We start from the raw sequence: 17,187 nt of genomic DNA, 5'->3' as shown, positions 1-17,187 counted from the left end.
TTGACAAATCGATAGCCGAGCGGAATCGAAAGTCGACTTATGCACATGAAAAGCTTTCGGAGTCTGCGCAATCCGCATGAGCAAATTTTTTTTTCGATGATCGAGGTGCGCTTGCAACTCATTGATTTAAAAGGACTAATTTTTTGACCCGGATTTGAGCATCTCGCTGGAAGCCGCATCCAGACTGCATGAGGGCATGTCAAGAGGCACTTGTCCCCAAAGTTATCCACAGGCGGTGTGGATAGTTCGAAAAACGGCGATTAAACCGTGGCTTAGCCCGCATATTCAGGATTTACATTAAGTTCGTGGAACAACGCATCCTCCAGGTCGCTCTCGATACCCCCCTGCACACGGTCTTTGACTATGCCTGGCAAGCCCAGGTCGAGGGGGAGCCTGTGCCCGCCATCGGCCAGTTGGTGGTGGTGCCGTTTGGCCGCCGCGAGGCGGTCGGGGTGGTGGTCGGCCATGTGCAGCAAAGCGCGCTGGAGCAGGGCAAGATCAAGCAGGTCATTGCCGTGCGTCACCAATTGCCGCCGCTGTCGGCCCATTGGCTGGCCCTGTGCGGTTTCGCCGCCGATTACTACCAGCGCCCGCTGGGCGAGGTGATGCTGCCCGGGCTGCCCAAGAACCTGCGCGCCCTCACCACGGTAGCGCTGGACAAGGCCCTCAAGGCTCTGGGCCGTCTGAGCGCGCCGAAGAAATCCAAGGCCCGCTCCAAAGCGCGCGCCCATCCCGAAGACGAGGCGCAGCAAGAGACTGCGGCTGCCGACGCCACCCAGCCTGATCCGATGCAGTTCGCCCAGGCGCCCGCTCTGAACGCCGCCCAGCAGGAGGCGGCCGACGCCATTGCCGCCGCCCATGCGTTTGCGCCGCTGCTGTTGTACGGCGTCACTGGCAGCGGAAAGACCGAGGTCTATCTGCAAGCGGCGGCGGCCATCCTGCGCCGCGCTGCCGAGGCGGGCGAGCGCGCCCAGATCCTGGTGCTGGTGCCGGAAATCAATCTCACGCCGCAGCTCGAAGGCAATATCCGCGCACGCTTCCCGCACCTGAACGTGGTGGCCCTGCATAGCGGCCTGGCCGAGGGCGAGCGTGCCCGCAACTGGCTGGCGGCGCACCTGGGGCAGGCGCAGATCGTGCTGGGGACGCGGCTGGCCATTCTCGCTTCGCTGCCTGCGCTCAAGCTCATCGTCATCGATGAGGAGCACGATCCTTCCTACAAGCAGCAGGAAGGCTTGCGCTACTCCGCGCGCGACCTGGCCGTGTGGCGCGCCCACCAGCTCGGCATCCCGGTGGTGCTGGGCTCGGCCACGCCTTCTCTTGAGACCTGGCAGCACGCCCAGGCCGGACGCTACCGCCGGCTGGAACTGCGCCAGCGCGCCGCCCGCGAGGCGGTGCTGCCCACCGTCAAGGTGATCGACCTGGAGCGCGACAAGCCCGTCGATGGCCTGACCGCCACCCTCATTGCCGCCGTGCGCAAGCGCCTTGAGCAGGGCGAGCAATCGCTGCTGTTCCTGAACCGGCGCGGCTATGCCCCGGTGCTGGCCTGCGACGCCTGCGGCTGGATCAGCAATTGCATGCGCTGCGACGCCTTCATGGTGGTGCATCGCCCGGAGCGCCGCCTGCGCTGCCACCATTGCAGCCTGGAACTGCACATCCCGCGCGCCTGCCCGACCTGCGGCAACGTTGACCTGCAACCCTTGGGACGCGGCACCCAGCGGGTTGAAGAGGGCTTGCAGGCGATCTTCCCCGAGGCCCGCGTGCTGCGTATCGACGCCGATTCGACCCGCCTGAAGGGCTCGGCCCAGAGCGCGTTTGATAGCGTGCACCGGGGCGAGGTCGATATCCTGATCGGCACCCAGATGGTGGCCAAGGGCCATGACTTCAAAAAATTGACGCTGGTGGGCGTGCTCAATCCCGATACCGCGCTGTTCTCGCACGACTACCGCGCCAGCGAGCGCCTCTTCGCCCAGCTCATGCAGGTGGCCGGGCGCGCTGGACGGGCCGGCCTGTCGGCCGATGGCAGCTCGGGCGAGGTGCTGATCCAGACGCGTTATCCCCATCATCCGCTGTACCAGGCGGTGATCCGTCATGACTACGACGGCTTTGCCGGAGAGTTGCTGGAGGAGCGCCGTCAGGCCCACTTCCCTCCCTTCATGTACCAGGCGCTGCTGCGCGCCGAAGCGCGCGAGCTCGACACCGCCATGGCCTTCCTCAAGGACGCCGCCGCGCTGCTGGAGGCGCCGGCCATCACCATCAACGAACCGATCCCGATGACGCTGATGCGGGTGGCCAATGTGGAGCGGGCGCAATTGCTGATCGAATGCGCTTCGCGTCCGGTGCTGCAGGCTTTTCTCAAGCAGTGGCTGGCCCTGTTGCGGCCGGTGAAGACACGGGCGCGCTGGTCGCTGGAAGTCGATCCGGTTGATATCTGACCGGATCGGACGTGCGCCTCGATTTTGTTGTGATTCCTGCATCTTTGTCCTGGTGGCAGGCTTGCTCCGACGCAAGCTGCCTGCCGGGGCCGCCAACACGGTGCGCCTAGCCGGTATAATCTCGGCTGCTCAACCAATTGCAAGCGATCCCTCCGCGCGGCGCGGCACGCCAGACCAGCGCCCCGGCCGCTTCTGCTTTACCCCCTCATTCCCATGCTCGCACAACAGAAACAACGCATCTCCGACCTGTTCTCGTCCGCCTTGCAGCCGCTGCTGGCTGATAGCGGCCTGACGCCGACCATCACCCTGGAGCGTCCGCGCGATGCCTCGCACGGCGACGTCGCCTGCAACATCGCCATGCAGCTGGCCAAGCCGCTGAAGAAGAATCCGCGCGAGCTGGCGCAGGCCATCGTGGCCGCCGTCATGGCCGACCCGGCCCGCGAAGGCCTGGTGGAGTCGGTCGAGATCGCCGGCCCCGGCTTCATCAACCTGCGCGTGGCCGCAGCGGCCAAGCAGGCGGTGGTCAAGGTGATCCATGAACAGGGCGAGGCTTATGGCCGTGGCAGCGCCGGTGCTGGCAAGAAGGTGCTGGTCGAGTTTGTCTCGGCCAATCCCACTGGTCCGCTGCACGTGGGCCATGGCCGCCAGGGCGCGCTGGGCGATGCGCTGTCCTCGCTCCTGGAAGTGCAGGGCTACGATGTGCTGCGCGAGTTCTACTACAACGATGCCGGCGTGCAGATCGCCACGCTGGCCACCTCGGTGCAGGCGCGTGCGCGCGGCTTCAAGCCGGGTGACGCCCAATGGCCCGAGTCGGCCTACAACGGCGACTACATCGCCGACATCGCCCGCGACTTCCTCGACAAGAAGACCGTCTCGGCCAGCGATGGCGAACCCGTCACCGGCAGCGGCGACGTCGAGGACATCGAATCGATCCGCCGTTTCGCCGTGGCCTACCTGCGCCACGAGCAAGACCTCGACCTGCAGGCCTTCGGCGTGAAGTTCGACAATTACTACCTCGAGTCCTCGCTCTACGCCGACGGCAAGGTGGCCGCCGCCGTGGAGGCGCTCATTGCCGCCGGCAAGACCTACGAGCAGGATGGCGCGCTCTGGCTGCGCACCACCGACTATGGCGACGACAAGGATCGCGTCATGAAGAAGACCGACGGCACCTACACCTACTTCGTGCCCGACGTCGCCTATCACATCAACAAGTGGCAACGCGGCTACGGCAAGGTCATCAATATCCAGGGCAGCGACCACCACGGCACCATCGCGCGCGTGCGCGCCGGCCTGCAGGCTGCTGGCGTGGGCATTCCGCAGGGCTATCCGGACTACGTGCTGCACAAGATGGTCACCGTCATGCGCAATGGCGAAGAGGTCAAGATCTCCAAGCGCGCCGGTTCCTACGTGACCCTGCGCGACCTCATCGAATGGTCGGCCGGTGAGCCGGTCGAGGGTCAGGAACGCGACCTCACCCGTGGCCGCGATGCGGTGCGCTTCTTCCTCATCTCGCGCAAGGCCGATACCGAGTTCGTCTTCGATGTCGACCTGGCGCTGGCGCAGTCCGATGAAAACCCGGTCTACTACGTGCAGTATGCGCATGCCCGTATCTGCACCGTGCTGGGCAAGTCGGGCGTGGACGAAGAGGCGCTCAAGACCACCGCCGACCTGTCGCTCTTGACCGCGCCGCGCGAAGCAACGCTCCTGGCCAAGCTGGCCGAGTATCCGGACATGCTGGCGCATGCCCTGCAGGAACTGGGACCGCACCAGGTCGCCTTCTACCTGCGCGATCTGGCAGGCGAACTGCATAGCTACTACAATGCGGAACGCGTGCTGGTCGACGATGTCCCAACCAGGTCCGCGCGCCTGGCGCTGTTGTCCGCCACCCGCCAGGTGCTGCGCAACGGCCTGGCGCTGTTGGGCGTATCGGCTCCGGCCAGAATGTAAAACAAGCAGCTAAAGAGAAACGTGAAACCGTTGAACGCGAAATATCACAAGCAGGCCGGCGGCACGCTGCTCGGTCTGATCCTGGGTTTGATCGTCGGCCTGGGCATCGCCGTGGGTGTGGCCCTGATGATCACCAAGTCGCCCATCCCCTTCGTCAACAAGGTGACGCGCCCCGAACGCGCCGATCCGACGCCGGCCCAGGCAGCCGATCCCAACCGTCCGCTCTACGGCAACCGCGACATCGCCCGCGAAGCAGCGCGCGACCAGCAGCAGTCGCAGACGCCGGTGCCGCCCAATACCGCCGCCGCCCAGCCGGTCCCGCCCGTGGCGCCGACGCCGCAGGCTACTGCGCCGGCCGCCAAGCCCGACAGCAAGACGGCGGACGCCAAGCCCTCGGCCAGCACGCCGCCGGCCAGCGCGTCCAAGAACGACGCCAACGACGACAAGTGGACCTACTTCCTGCAGACCGGCGCCTTCCGCGACCAGGCCGATGCCGAAAGCGCCCGCGCCAAGCTGGCCCTGCTGGGCTTCGAGGCCAAGGTCACCGAACGCACCGCCGACAGCGGCGTGCTGTACCGGGTCCGCATCGGCCCCTTCGCCCATGCCGAGGCAATGAACCGTACGCGCAGCAAGCTGTCCGACAACGGGGTCGATGCCGCCATCGTGCGCATTCCCAAGTAATCCGATTTCACCGTGGATGCCGGCGGCTGGGGATGGCCGGCCGGTACGACGGTGTGCAGGCCGGCACAGGCCGGCCCGACCGACTATCCATCAGAGAGGGTAATACCATGCGTTTCCATCAAAAGCTGCTGGCTGCCGTCAGTTTCGGCGTGCTGGCCTTCACCGCCAGCGTTGGCGCCTCGGCCTCCCCGGCCAATCCGCAGGTAGGCACTGACTATCGTGTGCTGGAGCAGGCCCAGCCCACCGATTCCGGCAACAAGGTCGAGGTCACCGAATTCTTCTGGTTCGACTGCCCGCACTGCGCCGCCTGGGATCCCTCGCTGACGGCCTGGGTCAAGAAGCAGGGCGACAAGATCAGCTTCAAGAAGGTGCCGGTCGCTTTCCGCGACAGCTTCGTGCCGCAGCAGAAGCTCTACTACACCCTGGAAGCCATGGGCCGCGCCGATGAGCTGACCCCCAAGATCTTCCACGCCATCCACGTCGAGAACCAGCGCATCAATACCGACAAGACCATCCTCGCCTACATCGAGAAGGCCGGTATCGACAAGCAGAAATTCCTCGACCTCTACAATTCCTTCGGCATCCAGACCAAGGCCCGCCGCGCAGCCCAGCTGCAGGAAGCCTACAAGGTCGACGGCGTGCCGATGATCGCCATCGATGGCCGCTACGTGACCTCGCCGGCCGTGGTCGGCGTGGCGCTGGCCAACCAGCCCGAGTCCATGCAGCAGGCCGCCGCTCTGCAGGTGATGGATCACCTGGTGGCCAAGGCCGCCGCCGAGAAGGCCAAGAAGAAGTAAGCAAGACCCTTCGTCGACGGTCCGCGTCCGCGAGGTCGCGGACCGTTTTCATTTGCACGGCGCCGGTGCGCTCTGCTGGCAAGCTAAAGGAGTTGGCATGACATCCCTTCCCATCGTCGGTGCTTCGCTGCGGGTCTTCTTGACCGGCGCTTCCAGCGGCCTGGGCATGGCCCTGGCGCGCGCCTATGCCAGCCAGGGCGCGGTGCTGGGATTGGTGGCGCGGCGCACTGCCGAGCTCGAGGCCTTGCGCGCGGCCCTGCCGCATGCTGAGCGCCATCGCGTCTATGCGCTCGACGTCACCGATCACGCCGCGCTGGCCGCGGCGGCCACCTCCTTCATGGATGAGTTTGGCGGCGCTGATGTGCTCATCGCCAATGCCGGCATTTCGCAGGGCACGCTGACCGAATTCCAGGAAGACCTGGCGGCCTTCGAACGCATCCTGGCGGTCAACGTCACGGCCACCTTCGCCACCTTTACGCCCTTCGTGGCGCGCATGAAGGCCTTGCCTGAAGCCCAGCGCCGCCGCTGCCGCCTGGTCGGCATCGGCAGCGTGGCCGGCATACGCGGCCTGCCCGGAGCGGGCGCCTACAGCGCCTCCAAGTCAGCCGTCATCAGCTACTGCGAATCGCTGCGGGTGGAATTGCGCGCCTGCGGCATCAAGGTCGTGACCATCGCGCCGGGCTACATCGATACCCCGATGACCCGCGTGAACACCTATCGCATGCCCTTCCTGATGCCGGTGGAGCGCTTTGCCGCGCGCGCCGTGCAGACCATTGACGCGGGCGTCAGCTATCGCGTCATTCCCTGGCAGATGGGGGTGGTGGCCAAGCTGCTGCGCCTGCTGCCCAACTGGCTCTACGATATGGCCTTCGCCCGCGCCCCGCACAAGCAACGCAAGCCCTAACCGTCGCGGCCCGCGCCGCACCTGGAGTTTTTCATGAAGATCATTTTTGCCGGTACCCCGGAGTTCGCCGCCGTCGCCCTCGAAGCCCTGTATGCCGCCGGCCACGAGATCACGCTGGTGCTGACCCAGCCCGACCGCCCCGCCGGGCGCGGCATGCAGCTGCAGGCTTCGCCGGTGAAGCAGTGCGCGCTCAAGCATGGCACGCCGGTGGCGCAGCCGGTCTCGCTGCGCCTGGATGGCAAGTATCCCGAGGTGGCGCAAGAGGCGCATGCGCTGCTGCGATCGACGCCGCATGACGTGATGATCGTGGCGGCCTATGGCCTGATCCTGCCGCGCAGCGTGCTCGACATTCCGCGTTACGGCTGCATCAACATCCACGGCTCGCTGTTGCCGCGCTGGCGTGGCGCCGCCCCCATCCATCGCGCCATCGAGGCGGGCGATGCCGAGACCGGCATCACCATCATGCAGATGGAAGAGGGCCTCGACACCGGTCCCATGATGCTCATCGAAAGCTTGCCCATCATTGACGAGGACACCACCGGCAGCCTGCATGACAAGCTGGCCGCGCTGGGCGCAAAGATGATCGTGGAAGCCATGGAGAAGCTGGAGCAGGGCGCCCTGCCAGCCACGCCGCAGCCGGAAGAAGGCGCCAACTATGCCGCCAAGATCGCCAAGGAAGAAGCCGCGCTGGACTTCAGCCAGAGCGCCGAGCAACTGGCACGCCGCATCCGCGCCTTCAATCCCTTCCCGGGTGCGACTGGCCGTTTCGGCGATACCGTGGTCAAGCTCTGGAAGGCGCGTCCGGTCAGCGTGGCGCAGCAGGGCGAACCCGGCCAGGTGCTGTCGGCCGATGCCCAGGGCGGCATCGTGGTGGCCTGCGGCGAAGGCGCGCTACTGCTGACCGAATTGCAGAAACCCGGCGGCAAGCGCCTGCCGGCGGCGGAATTCCTCAAGGGTTTCCCGATGGAAGGCGGCCGCCTGGCCTGAGCTGCGCTGATCCGTTCGCCTCAGGCGTAGGGCTTGAGAACGTGCGGCAGGTGCCGCCAGAACAGTTCCTCGCCCAGATGCACGCGCGCCTGCCAGTCATCGGCGGCGTCATCATTGGCGCCGTCGGTGATGAACTTGAAGGCGCGCCACGGCACGCCGAAGTGCTTGCACACGCGGGCGATGGCAAACAGTTCCATATCCACCAGATCCACCTTCTGCTCCAGAAGCCACTCGTCGGCAGCCGTCACGAAGCTGTCGCCGGTGCCGCAGAGCACGCCGGCATAGCCCGATTCCAGCCGGGCCGGCTGCTGTTCCTGGTTCACCAACGGCGTCACTCCGCGCGGCGCCAGCGGCATGGCCGCCATGTCGCGCTGGATCACGGCGGCCACTTCCAGCAGCCCATCATGCAATGGATCGATCTTGCCGGCCGTGCCGAAATTGATGACCGCGCGCGGACGGTGAGCCAGGATGGCCGCCGTGGTATGCAGGGCGGCATTGACCTTGCCGACGCCGCAATAGACCACCTTGACGTCCGCCGGGGCAGCCGCGGCGTTGAGTTCGCTTTCCAGAGCGGTCAGGATGAGGATGGGTTGCTGATCTGGCATCTGTGTAAATAGTTAACGGTTTGCAACGAGGCGCCGCCCGCAAAGGCTTCCCGGGGGCGGGAGAAGGGCGCTTTGGCGTATAATCGGGCTCACTTTTCGCCTGTCAAACCGGTCCATTTCTGGCCGGTTTTTTTATCCGCAACTGCGTTGCTCGCGGTGGCAGGCTCTGCATTGTTGCCGTAACCAGAGAAAAACGCCAGATGAAGCCGAACGAACTGTGCCAGACCGAATTGCTGCTGCGCGACCTGATGTCGCAGCGCATCCTCATCCTCGATGGCGCCATGGGCACCATGATCCAGCGTTACAAGCTGACCGAAGAGGATTACCGTGGCCAGCGTTTTGCCGATTTCAGCGTTCCCGGCAAGGACCTGTTCGTCAAGGGCAACAACGAATTGTTGTCGCTGACCCAGCCGCACATCATCCAGGAAATCCACGAGCAATACCTGGCCGCCGGCGCCGACCTGATCGAGACCAATACCTTCGGCGCCACCAGCGTGGCCCAGGACGACTACCACATGGCGCACCTGGTCTACGAGATGAACGTGGAGTCGGCGCGCCTGGCGCGCGCCGCCTGCGACAAGTACTCGACCCCGGACAAGCCGCGCTTCGTGGCCGGCGCCCTCGGCCCCACGCCCAAGACCGCATCGATCTCGCCGGACGTCAACGATCCCGCCGCCCGTAACGTCACTTTCGATCAACTGGTCGCCGCCTACCTGGAGCAGACCCGCGCGCTGGTCGAAGGCGGCGCCGACGTGCTGCTGGTCGAGACCATCTTCGACACGCTCAACTGCAAGGCCGCGCTCTTCGCCATCGATACCTTCTTCGAGGAAAGCGGCAAGCGCCTGCCCATCATGATCTCGGGCACCGTCACCGATGCGTCCGGACGCATCCTGTCGGGCCAGACCGTGACGGCCTTCTGGAACTCCATCCGCCACGCGCGCCCGCTGACGGTCGGCCTGAACTGCGCACTCGGTGCGGCCCTGATGCGCCCCTATGCGGAAGAGCTGTCCAAGATCGCCGATACCTTCGTCTGCATCTACCCGAACGCCGGCCTGCCCAATCCGATGAGCGACACCGGCTTTGATGAAACCCCGGATGTCACCTCGGCCCTCTTGAAGGAATTCGCCGAGAGCGGGTTCGTCAACGTCGCCGGTGGCTGCTGCGGCACCACGCCGCCGCACATCAAGGCCATTGCCGAGACGGTCGCCAAGATCGCGCCGCGCAAGGTCCCCGAGCCCACCCACGAGATGCGCCTGTCGGGCCTGGAGCCCTTCACCATCAATGACCAGTCGCTCTACGTGAACGTCGGCGAGCGCACCAACGTCACCGGTTCCAAGGCCTTCGCCCGCCTGATCCTCAACGAACAGTACGACGAAGCCCTGGCCGTGGCGCGTCAGCAGGTCGAGAACGGCGCGCAGATCATCGACATCAACATGGATGAGGCGATGCTCGATTCGGTCGCCGCCATGACGCGCTTCCTCAACCTGATCGCCTCCGAGCCCGACATCGCCCGCGTGCCCATCATGATCGACTCTTCCAAGTGGGAAGTGATCGAAGCGGGTCTGAAATGCGTGCAGGGCAAGTCCATCGTCAACTCCATCTCGATGAAGGAAGGCGAGGAGAAATTCCTGCGCGAAGCCAAGCTGTGCCGCCGCTATGGCGCGGCCGTCATCGTCATGGCCTTCGACGAAGTGGGCCAGGCCGACACCTTTGCCCGCAAGATCGAGATCTGCGAACGCGCCTATCGCCTGCTGGTGGACAAGCTGGACTTCCCGCCCGAAGACATCATCTTCGACCCCAACATCTTTGCAGTCGCAACAGGCATCGAGGAACACAACAACTACGCGGTCGACTTCATCGAAGCCACCCGCTGGATCCACCAGAACCTGCCGTACGCCAAGATCAGCGGCGGCGTCTCCAACGTCTCCTTCAGCTTCCGTGGCAATGACCCGGCGCGCGAAGCCATCCACACGGTCTTCCTGTATCACGCCATCAAGGCCGGCATGACCATGGGCATCGTCAATGCCGGCATGATCGGCGTCTATGACGACCTGCCGGCCGAGCTGCGCGAGCGTGTGGAAGACGTGGTCCTGAACCGCCGCGAAGACGCCACCGAGCGCATGATCGAATACGCCGCCACCTTGAAGGCCGGCGACAAGAAGGAAGAAGCCACCCTGGAATGGCGCAACCTGCCGGTCGCCAAGCGCCTCTCGCATGCGCTGGTGCACGGCATCACGCAATGGATCGTGGAAGACACCGAAGAGGTGCGCCAGCAGATCGCCGCCGATGGCGGCCGTCCCATCCACGTGATCGAAGGTCCGCTGATGGATGGCATGAACGTGGTCGGCGACCTGTTCGGCCAGGGCAAGATGTTCCTGCCGCAGGTGGTCAAGTCGGCGCGCGTGATGAAGCAGGCCGTGGCGCACCTGATTCCCTTCATCGAAGAAGAGAAGCGCCAGCTCGAGATCGCCACCGGCGAAGTGGCCAAGCCCAAGGGCAAGATTGTGATCGCCACCGTCAAGGGCGACGTGCACGACATCGGCAAGAACATCGTCACCGTGGTCCTCCAGTGCAACAACTTCGAAGTGGTCAACATGGGCGTGATGGTGCCCTGCGCCGAGATCCTGGCCAAGGCCAAGGAAGAGAAGGCCGACATCATCGGCCTATCGGGCCTGATCACCCCGTCGCTGGAAGAGATGGCCTACGTCGCCAAGGAAATGCAGCGCGATCCATATTTCGCGGGTCTCAAGATGCCGCTGATGATCGGCGGCGCCACCACCTCGCGCGCCCACACGGCAGTGAAGATCGCGCCCAACTACGAAGGTCCGGTGGTCTATGTGCCGGACGCATCACGCGCCGTCTCGGTGGCGCAATCACTGCTGGCCGACGAGCAGAAGACGCAGTACGTGGCCGACCTGAACGCCGACTACGAACGCATCCGCGAACAGCACGCCAGCAAGAAGGCCGCGCCCATGCTCTCGCTGGCCGCCGCCCGCGCCAACAAGACCAAGCTGGAATTCGCCCCGGTCAAGCCCAAGTTCATCGGCCGCCGTCTGTTCAAGAATGTGGACCTGGGTTTGCTGGCCAACTACATCGACTGGGGCCCGTTCTTCCAGACCTGGGACCTGGCCGGCCCGTATCCCGCCATCCTCACCGATGAAGTCGTGGGCGAAGCCGCCACCAAGGTCTTCCAGGAAGCCCAGGCCATGTTGAAGAGGATCATCGATGGCCGTTGGCTCACCGCCAATGGCGTCATCTCGCTGTTGCCGGCCAACACCGTCAACGACGACGACATCGAGATCTACACCGACGACAGCCGCAGCCAGGTCGCCTTCACCTACTACGGCCTGCGCCAGCAGACCGAGAAGCCGGTGGTGGACGGCGTCGCCCGTCCCAACCAGTGTCTCTCGGACTTCATCGCGCCTAGGGACTCGGGTGTGCAGGATTACATCGGCATGTTTGCCGTGACCGCTGGCCTCGGTATCGAGAAATACGAAAAGCGCTTCGAGGATGCCCACGACGATTACTCGTCCATCATGCTCAAGGCCCTGGCCGACCGCCTGGCCGAAGCCTTTGCCGAATACCTGCATGAGCGCGTGCGCAAGGACCTGTGGGGCTATGCCGCTGACGAGAACCTCAGCAGCACCGACCTGATCAAGGAAAAATACCTCGGCATCCGCCCCGCACCCGGCTATCCGGCCTGCCCCGAGCACACCGTGAAGGCTGACGTTTTCCGCACCATGCAGTGCGACGAGATCGGCATGCAGTTGACCGAGTCCTACGCCATGTTCCCGGGTGCTTCGGTGTCGGGCTTCTACTTCGCCCATCCGCAGTCGAAGTACTTCGTAGTCGGCAAGATCGGCGAAGATCAAGTCGTGGATATGGCAGAGCGCCGCCATGTGCCCAAGGAAGAGGTGGAACGCTGGCTGGCGCCTAATCTGTAAATAATTTACGGGTCATCGTCCGGCCTGCTGCCGGACGATGAGTTTCGTTTCTGTACCTTTGCCGCTGGTCCTTGTATTCCGCCGCCGTCCTGCTATCATCCACGCCCGCCGTTCCGTAGCCCTGCTTTTGCCATGATCGATTCCGCTGACCACGTCACCCATGCACTGCCCGTGACCGTGGCCACGCGCCTGCACTTCACCGACGGCAAGACGCGCGCCATCTTTACCGTGGACCTGGTGCAGGACCTGCTGGGCGACTGGGTGCTCACCCAAGCCTGGGACGGCATCGAAGGCCGCAGCGCGGTGCGCCGGGTGGTGGTGGCCGGGCATGAGGAGGGTTTGCGGATGCTGCAGAAGATTGCGCGGCACAAGGAGCGGCTGGGTTTTCGGCCGGTGCATCTTTATCACGTGGGCTGAGGTTGCCCGGCTTTCTATAGAACGCCGCTCGCTGCGCCTGCTTACACGGTAGGAACAGTACCGCCGTCTATTCGATATTCGGTCCCGGTGATCGACGCGGATCGCGGGGACGCCAGGAAAGCGATCAAATCGGCGACCTCTTGTGGTTTTGCGGGGCGACCCACGGGAATTCCTCCCAGCCAATCCATGATGATCTTCTTGCCGCCTTCGTAGTCTGTTCCGGCGTGTGCAGCCGTGCGCTGCGCAAATGCTACCGAAGCCTCGGTCTCGATCCAGCCAGGTGCAACGCTGAGGACGCGGACACCCTTGGATGTCACCTCTTTTGCCAGTGACTTGCTGTAGGTCGTGAGGGCTGCTTTTGCAGCGGCATAGGCGGTCGTTGATTCGGGCAAAGGCAGCACACGCTGGATAGAGCTGACGTGAATGATGACCCCCGACCCTTGGGCCAGCATGTTCGGCAGCAGTGCACGATCCATGCGTACGGCAGGCATCAGGTTCAGATTGAATTCGGCGAACCAGTGCTCATCACTGATTGCAGCGAAACCACCGCCGGGTGTCTTTGATCCGCCGAGCGCGTTGATCAGGATGTCGACGCCGCCCCAATCCTTCAAGACTGTCTGGGAAAAGTGATGCGTGCCCTCCGCTGTCGACAGGTCAGCAGCTAAGTAGGTGACGCCCTCGACAGACTGCAGAGGCAAGCTACGAGCCGATGTCGCCACCCTTGCACCTGCTTGCGCAAGGGTTTTCACGACTGCTGCGCCAAGGCCCTGCGTGCCGCCGGTAACCACAGCCCGCAGGCCGTTGAGGTGAAGGTCAAAGCTCATGTCGTGATCTCCAACGATGCGATCAGGCCACGTTCCAGGCGAAAGCGGTAAGACATGACAATCGGGCTGCCAGGGAAGTTGCCGGTGACGTTGGCGCGCACGAGTTGGACGCTGTCCTCCCGCTCGATGGCGAACGGCAAGCTCGTCGCACTGTACTTGGCCCATGCCTTGGCCAAGAAGGTCGTGATGGCGTCGACTCCCGTATAGGTGTGACCGTCATCCTTCATGACAGCTTGCGCCGTGAAGCACTGTGCCAGGGCTGCAGGGTCATGTTCGGCCGCGAAGTACGCGGCGATGGGTTCAGGAAGGGGCAAGGTGTTCATGTTGTTGGCTCCATGCGATCAGTAAAGGCACTAGGATGCGCGTCAGGTTGAATTTAGTGAATATCATATAATCGTCATGATCTATGTAGCAGGAAATACATAATGCGTGGATCCGAATTTAACGAACTCAAAGCATTCGTGGCCGTTGTGGAGCGCCAGAGCTTTGTCCGGGCGGCAGAGCATCTGGGTCTGTCGCCATCGGCGCTTAGCCAGACGATCCGGCAGCTCGAAGACCGTATTGGCGCACGCCTTCTGAATCGCACGACGCGAAGCGTCGCGCCATCGGCCAATGGAGAACTGCTCTACAGGCGTGTGGCTCCGCTATTTCGGGAAATGGCTGCGGCTGTTGCTCAAGCAAGTGAGGCCACAGGACAGATGAGCGGCAGGCTACGTATCAACACCCTGGGGATTGCTGCGAGAACCATCATCGCGCCGCGGCTTGCGCGCTTCCATCAAGCGCACCCTGACGTGGTTCTCGACATCGTGGTGGACGATACGCTGACGGATATCGTGGCTGGCCGCTTCGATGCGGGTATTCGCGTGGGTAACAGAGTCGAGAAAGACATGGTAGCTATCCGTCTGACGCCGGACCTGAACATGGTTGCCGTGGCATCGCCGGACTATCTCGCGCGTCGAGGGGTACCGAGGTCCCCCAAAGATTTGCATGACCATATATGCATCAACTGGCGCCTGCAGATGGACGGCAGGCACTATCGCTGGGAGTTCAAGAAACGAGGTCAGCAACTCGAGGTTGCGGTGGACGGTCCCATCATCACGAATCATGTTGACATCGGCGTCGCTGCAGCGCTTGGTGGGCTCGGCATTGCTTATCACTTCGAACGCGATGGCGTGAGTGAACTGTTGGGCCAGGGACGACTGGTTCAGGTCTTGGCGGACTGGTCGATTTCGCGCCCAGGCTTGTTCCTCTACTATCCTAACAGGCAGCATCGGCCAGCCCTTCTCGGTGCGTTCATCGACTGTCTGTTGGATCGAAAGCTGGTCGATCAACCCTAGAACGCATCTCATGCCCATTTATGAAATGAGTTCTAAGGAAGTTTGACAGGGAAGAATGTCTTAGACCTTTTGCGTTGTCACCGCGATGAGCACTGAGAAGACGGTTATACCCCAATAAAATTAATCCGGAGACCCCATGCCCCCTACCTCACCCCCGCAGTCCCCTCCCGTCGACCGCCTCCAGGTCGATTCCCCCTACGCTGTAATGCGCCTGTGCATCACCCTGGTCCTGATGATCGTGGGCGCCAGCGGCATGTACGTGATGGCGGTGGTGCTGCCGGCAGTGCAGGCGCATTTCCAGGTGGATCGCGGGCTGGCGTCCATGCCCTATACCCTGACCATGCTGGGCGTGGGCGTAGGCGGCCTGCTGATGGGGCGCATGGCCGACCGCTCCGGCATCACGCGCCCGCTGCTGCTGGGCGGGGCCTGCCTGGGCGCGGGCTTCATCGCGGCGGCAATGGCGCCCAACATCTGGTTCTTCATGGCCGCGCACTGCCTGCTGATCGGCTTGCTGGGCACGGCCTGTACCTTCTCGCCGCTGGTGGCCGATACCTCGCTGTGGTTCCGCAAGCGGCGCGGCATCGCCGTGGCGGTGTGCGCCAGCGGTAACTACCTGGGCGGCGCGCTGTGGCCGCCCATCATCCAGCACTTCGTCGACAGCGTCGGCTGGCAGCACACCTATATCGGCATGGGTATCGCCTGCAGCCTCATCATGTGCAGCCTGGCCCTGCTGATGCGCGCGCGTCCGCCGGCTCAGGACAGCAGCGCCGCCAGCGCCCGCCCGGGCGGCGGTCCGCGTCCCTTCGGACTGGCCCCGGGCGCGGCGCAACTGCTGCTGTGCGTAGCCGGGGTGGCGTGTTGCGTGGCCATGGCCATGCCCCAGGTGCATATCGTGGCCTATTGCGGCGACCTCGGCTATGGCCCGGCGCGCGGCGCCCAGATGCTGTCGTTGATGCTGGCCTGCGGTGTGGTCAGCCGCCTGGTCTCGGGCGCCATCTGCGACCGTATCGGCGGCCTGCGCACGCTGTTGCTGGGCTCCATGCTGCAGGGCTTGTCGCTGCTGCTGTTCATCCCCTTCGACAGCCTGGCCTCGCTGTACCTGATCTCGGCGCTGTTCGGCCTGTTCCAGGGCGGCATCGTGCCTTCCTATGCCATCATCGTGCGCGAGTACTTCCCCGCCGCCGAGGCTGGCCAGCGCGTGGGTGCAGTCATCATGGCCACCATGTTCGGCATGGCGCTGGGTGGCTGGGTGTCGGGCAAGATCTTCGACATGACCGGCTCCTACCACGCTGCCTTTGCCAATGGCATCGGCTGGAACCTGCTCAACCTGGCCATTGCCCTGTTCCTGCTCACCCGCGTGCGCAGCCTGCATCTGCGCGCTGCCTGAGCTGGTGCGTGCGGTCGTGGTTGGCAGCGTAGCGGCTTTCGGCTACGCTGCCGGCTCAACCGATCAATGCTTGCTACCCGCGCTCATCCGCCATGTTCATCCTCTTTCTCAAGGCCGTCGTCCTGATCCCGGTCACGCTCTTGCCCATCCTCAATCCCCTGGGCATCGCGCCGGTGTTCGCCAACCTGCTGGGCAATGTCAGCCGCAGCACCGAAAAGCGTATTGCGCGCCAGGTGGCTATCAATTGCTGGTTCATGCTGGTGGCGGCCATCTTCATCGGCTCGCACGTACTGACCTTCTTCGGCATCTCGCTGCCCATCGTGCGGGTGGGCGGCGGGCTGCTGGTGGCGGTATCGGGGTGGAAGCTGCTCAATGACAACAGCCAGGACAGTTCCATCCCGACCCAGGTCGCCAAGACCTATGACGAAGACCTGCCCGATGATGAGATCAAGGCGCGCAGCTTCTATCCGATGAGTTTTCCGCTGACGGTGGGGCCGGGGACCATTGCCGCTTCCATCACGCTGGGCGCCAATACCCCCACGCGCCTGCTGGACTGGGTGATTTCGGTCGGTAGCGCCGCGCTGGGCGCGGCCCTGACGGCGCTGGTGATCTTCCTCTGCTACAACTATGCGCACAAGCTGGTCCATCTGATGGGCCGCCTGGGCACCATGGTGGTGCTGCGGCTGTCGGCCTTCATCCTGCTGTGCATCGGAATCCAGATCTTCTGGTCGGGCATGTCGGCCTTGCTGGCCGAGGCGGGGATCAGTGGGGTGGCGCCGTGAAGATTGAAGAGTTCGGGATTTCAGACTCCCGTTCGGACTGAGTAGGCCCGCCAGGGCCGTATCGAAGACGCTCTGAAGGTGCATCTTCGATACGCGGCTGCGCCGCTACTCAGTCCGAACGGGTGGAGATGAACCGGGGAGCG

Annotated in this window: 14 protein-coding genes; 11 read left to right on the top strand and 3 right to left on the bottom strand. The window is 64.0% G+C overall.

Features of this window, described 5'->3' with window-relative positions; all coding sequences use genetic code 11:
* Positions 1 to 305: 305 nt before the first annotated feature.
* From BGK68_RS02210 to fmt, 6 genes are all read left to right on the top strand, one after another.
* Positions 306 to 2,432, top strand: coding sequence for a primosomal protein N' (locus tag BGK68_RS02210; protein ID WP_075255739.1), 2,127 nt, complete (start codon positions 306 to 308; stop codon positions 2,430 to 2,432).
* A gap of 213 nt (positions 2,433 to 2,645) precedes the next feature.
* Complete coding sequence (gene argS / locus BGK68_RS02205; RefSeq protein ID WP_075255738.1) at positions 2,646 to 4,379, top strand: arginine--tRNA ligase; 1,734 nt, start codon at positions 2,646 to 2,648, stop codon at positions 4,377 to 4,379.
* A gap of 21 nt (positions 4,380 to 4,400) precedes the next feature.
* A complete protein-coding gene (locus BGK68_RS02200) occupies positions 4,401 to 5,060 on the top strand; it encodes an SPOR domain-containing protein (protein WP_075255737.1) in 660 nt (219 codons plus the stop codon).
* Positions 5,061 to 5,167: 107 nt separating this feature from the next.
* Complete coding sequence (locus BGK68_RS02195; protein ID WP_075255736.1) at positions 5,168 to 5,857, top strand: thiol:disulfide interchange protein DsbA/DsbL; 690 nt, start codon at positions 5,168 to 5,170, stop codon at positions 5,855 to 5,857.
* 97 nt (positions 5,858 to 5,954) lie between these two features.
* A complete protein-coding gene (locus BGK68_RS02190; RefSeq protein WP_075255735.1) occupies positions 5,955 to 6,761 on the top strand; it encodes an SDR family oxidoreductase in 807 nt (268 codons plus the stop codon).
* 33 nt (positions 6,762 to 6,794) lie between these two features.
* Entirely contained in the window at positions 6,795 to 7,748 is a 954-nt protein-coding gene (gene fmt, locus BGK68_RS02185) for a methionyl-tRNA formyltransferase (protein WP_075255734.1), read from the top strand.
* Positions 7,749 to 7,768: 20 nt separating this feature from the next.
* Here fmt and BGK68_RS02180 read toward each other — a convergent pair whose 3' ends face one another.
* Positions 7,769 to 8,353: a phosphorylase family protein gene (locus BGK68_RS02180; protein ID WP_075255733.1), complete on the bottom strand. Its 585-nt coding sequence runs from the start codon at positions 8,351 to 8,353 to the stop codon at positions 7,769 to 7,771.
* Positions 8,354 to 8,553: 200 nt separating this feature from the next.
* Here BGK68_RS02180 and metH point away from each other — a divergent pair, with 200 nt between their 5' ends.
* Together metH and BGK68_RS02170 are read left to right on the top strand one after the other, a co-directional pair.
* Entirely contained in the window at positions 8,554 to 12,297 is a 3,744-nt protein-coding gene (gene metH, locus BGK68_RS02175; protein WP_075255732.1) for a methionine synthase, read from the top strand.
* Between the two features lie 132 nt (positions 12,298 to 12,429).
* Positions 12,430 to 12,714 (top strand): WGR domain-containing protein, encoded by a 285-nt coding sequence (locus BGK68_RS02170; RefSeq protein WP_034336458.1) that lies wholly within the window; start codon positions 12,430 to 12,432, stop codon positions 12,712 to 12,714.
* A gap of 41 nt (positions 12,715 to 12,755) precedes the next feature.
* On the opposite strand, the gene BGK68_RS02165 is transcribed toward BGK68_RS02170, so the two are convergent.
* Together BGK68_RS02165 and BGK68_RS02160 are read right to left on the bottom strand one after the other, a co-directional pair.
* Positions 12,756 to 13,538: an SDR family oxidoreductase gene (locus BGK68_RS02165; protein WP_075255731.1), complete on the bottom strand. Its 783-nt coding sequence runs from the start codon at positions 13,536 to 13,538 to the stop codon at positions 12,756 to 12,758.
* Positions 13,535 to 13,861, bottom strand: a complete 327-nt coding sequence (locus tag BGK68_RS02160) for a nuclear transport factor 2 family protein (RefSeq protein WP_075255730.1) — start codon at positions 13,859 to 13,861, stop codon at positions 13,535 to 13,537. Before BGK68_RS02160 ends, BGK68_RS02165 begins: the two co-directional genes overlap by 4 nt.
* A gap of 102 nt (positions 13,862 to 13,963) precedes the next feature.
* On the opposite strand from BGK68_RS02160, the gene BGK68_RS02155 reads away from it, so the two are divergent.
* The 3 genes from BGK68_RS02155 to BGK68_RS02145 all read left to right on the top strand — a co-directional run bounded on the left by BGK68_RS02155 (position 13,964) and on the right by BGK68_RS02145 (position 17,044).
* Positions 13,964 to 14,875 (top strand): LysR family transcriptional regulator, encoded by a 912-nt coding sequence (locus BGK68_RS02155; RefSeq protein ID WP_075255729.1) that lies wholly within the window; start codon positions 13,964 to 13,966, stop codon positions 14,873 to 14,875.
* 136 nt (positions 14,876 to 15,011) lie between these two features.
* Positions 15,012 to 16,262, top strand: coding sequence for an MFS transporter (locus tag BGK68_RS02150; protein WP_075255728.1), 1,251 nt, complete (start codon positions 15,012 to 15,014; stop codon positions 16,260 to 16,262).
* A 92-nt stretch (positions 16,263 to 16,354) separates the two neighbouring features.
* Positions 16,355 to 17,044 carry a MarC family protein gene (locus tag BGK68_RS02145; protein WP_013236267.1) on the top strand — a complete coding sequence of 230 codons (690 nt, stop codon included), beginning with the start codon at positions 16,355 to 16,357 and terminating at the stop codon, positions 17,042 to 17,044.
* Positions 17,045 to 17,187: the final 143 nt, after the last annotated feature.

The sequence above is a fragment of the Herbaspirillum camelliae genome (assembly GCF_001929405.1).
GTDB lineage: Bacteria > Pseudomonadota > Gammaproteobacteria > Burkholderiales > Burkholderiaceae_D > Herbaspirillum > Herbaspirillum seropedicae.
The sequence above is the reverse complement of the archived record's forward strand: the minus strand, read 5'-3'. Positions and strand labels throughout refer to the sequence as shown.

What these genes read in the sequence shown, in the direction of transcription:
- argS (WP_075255738.1), top strand. Translation starts at nt 2,646, where the DNA reads ATGCTCGCACAACAGAAACAACGCATCTCCGACCTGTTCTCGTCCGCC.
- BGK68_RS02180 (WP_075255733.1), bottom strand. Translation starts at nt 8,353, where the DNA reads ATGCCAGATCAGCAACCCATCCTCATCCTGACCGCTCTGGAAAGCGAA.
- metH (WP_075255732.1), top strand. Translation starts at nt 8,554, where the DNA reads ATGAAGCCGAACGAACTGTGCCAGACCGAATTGCTGCTGCGCGACCTG.
- fmt (WP_075255734.1), top strand. Translation starts at nt 6,795, where the DNA reads ATGAAGATCATTTTTGCCGGTACCCCGGAGTTCGCCGCCGTCGCCCTC.
- BGK68_RS02190 (WP_075255735.1), top strand. Translation starts at nt 5,955, where the DNA reads ATGACATCCCTTCCCATCGTCGGTGCTTCGCTGCGGGTCTTCTTGACC.
- BGK68_RS02155 (WP_075255729.1), top strand. Translation starts at nt 13,964, where the DNA reads ATGCGTGGATCCGAATTTAACGAACTCAAAGCATTCGTGGCCGTTGTG.
- BGK68_RS02160 (WP_075255730.1), bottom strand. Translation starts at nt 13,861, where the DNA reads ATGAACACCTTGCCCCTTCCTGAACCCATCGCCGCGTACTTCGCGGCC.
- BGK68_RS02165 (WP_075255731.1), bottom strand. Translation starts at nt 13,538, where the DNA reads ATGAGCTTTGACCTTCACCTCAACGGCCTGCGGGCTGTGGTTACCGGC.
- BGK68_RS02150 (WP_075255728.1), top strand. Translation starts at nt 15,012, where the DNA reads ATGCCCCCTACCTCACCCCCGCAGTCCCCTCCCGTCGACCGCCTCCAG.
- BGK68_RS02170 (WP_034336458.1), top strand. Translation starts at nt 12,430, where the DNA reads ATGATCGATTCCGCTGACCACGTCACCCATGCACTGCCCGTGACCGTG.
- BGK68_RS02195 (WP_075255736.1), top strand. Translation starts at nt 5,168, where the DNA reads ATGCGTTTCCATCAAAAGCTGCTGGCTGCCGTCAGTTTCGGCGTGCTG.
- BGK68_RS02145 (WP_013236267.1), top strand. Translation starts at nt 16,355, where the DNA reads ATGTTCATCCTCTTTCTCAAGGCCGTCGTCCTGATCCCGGTCACGCTC.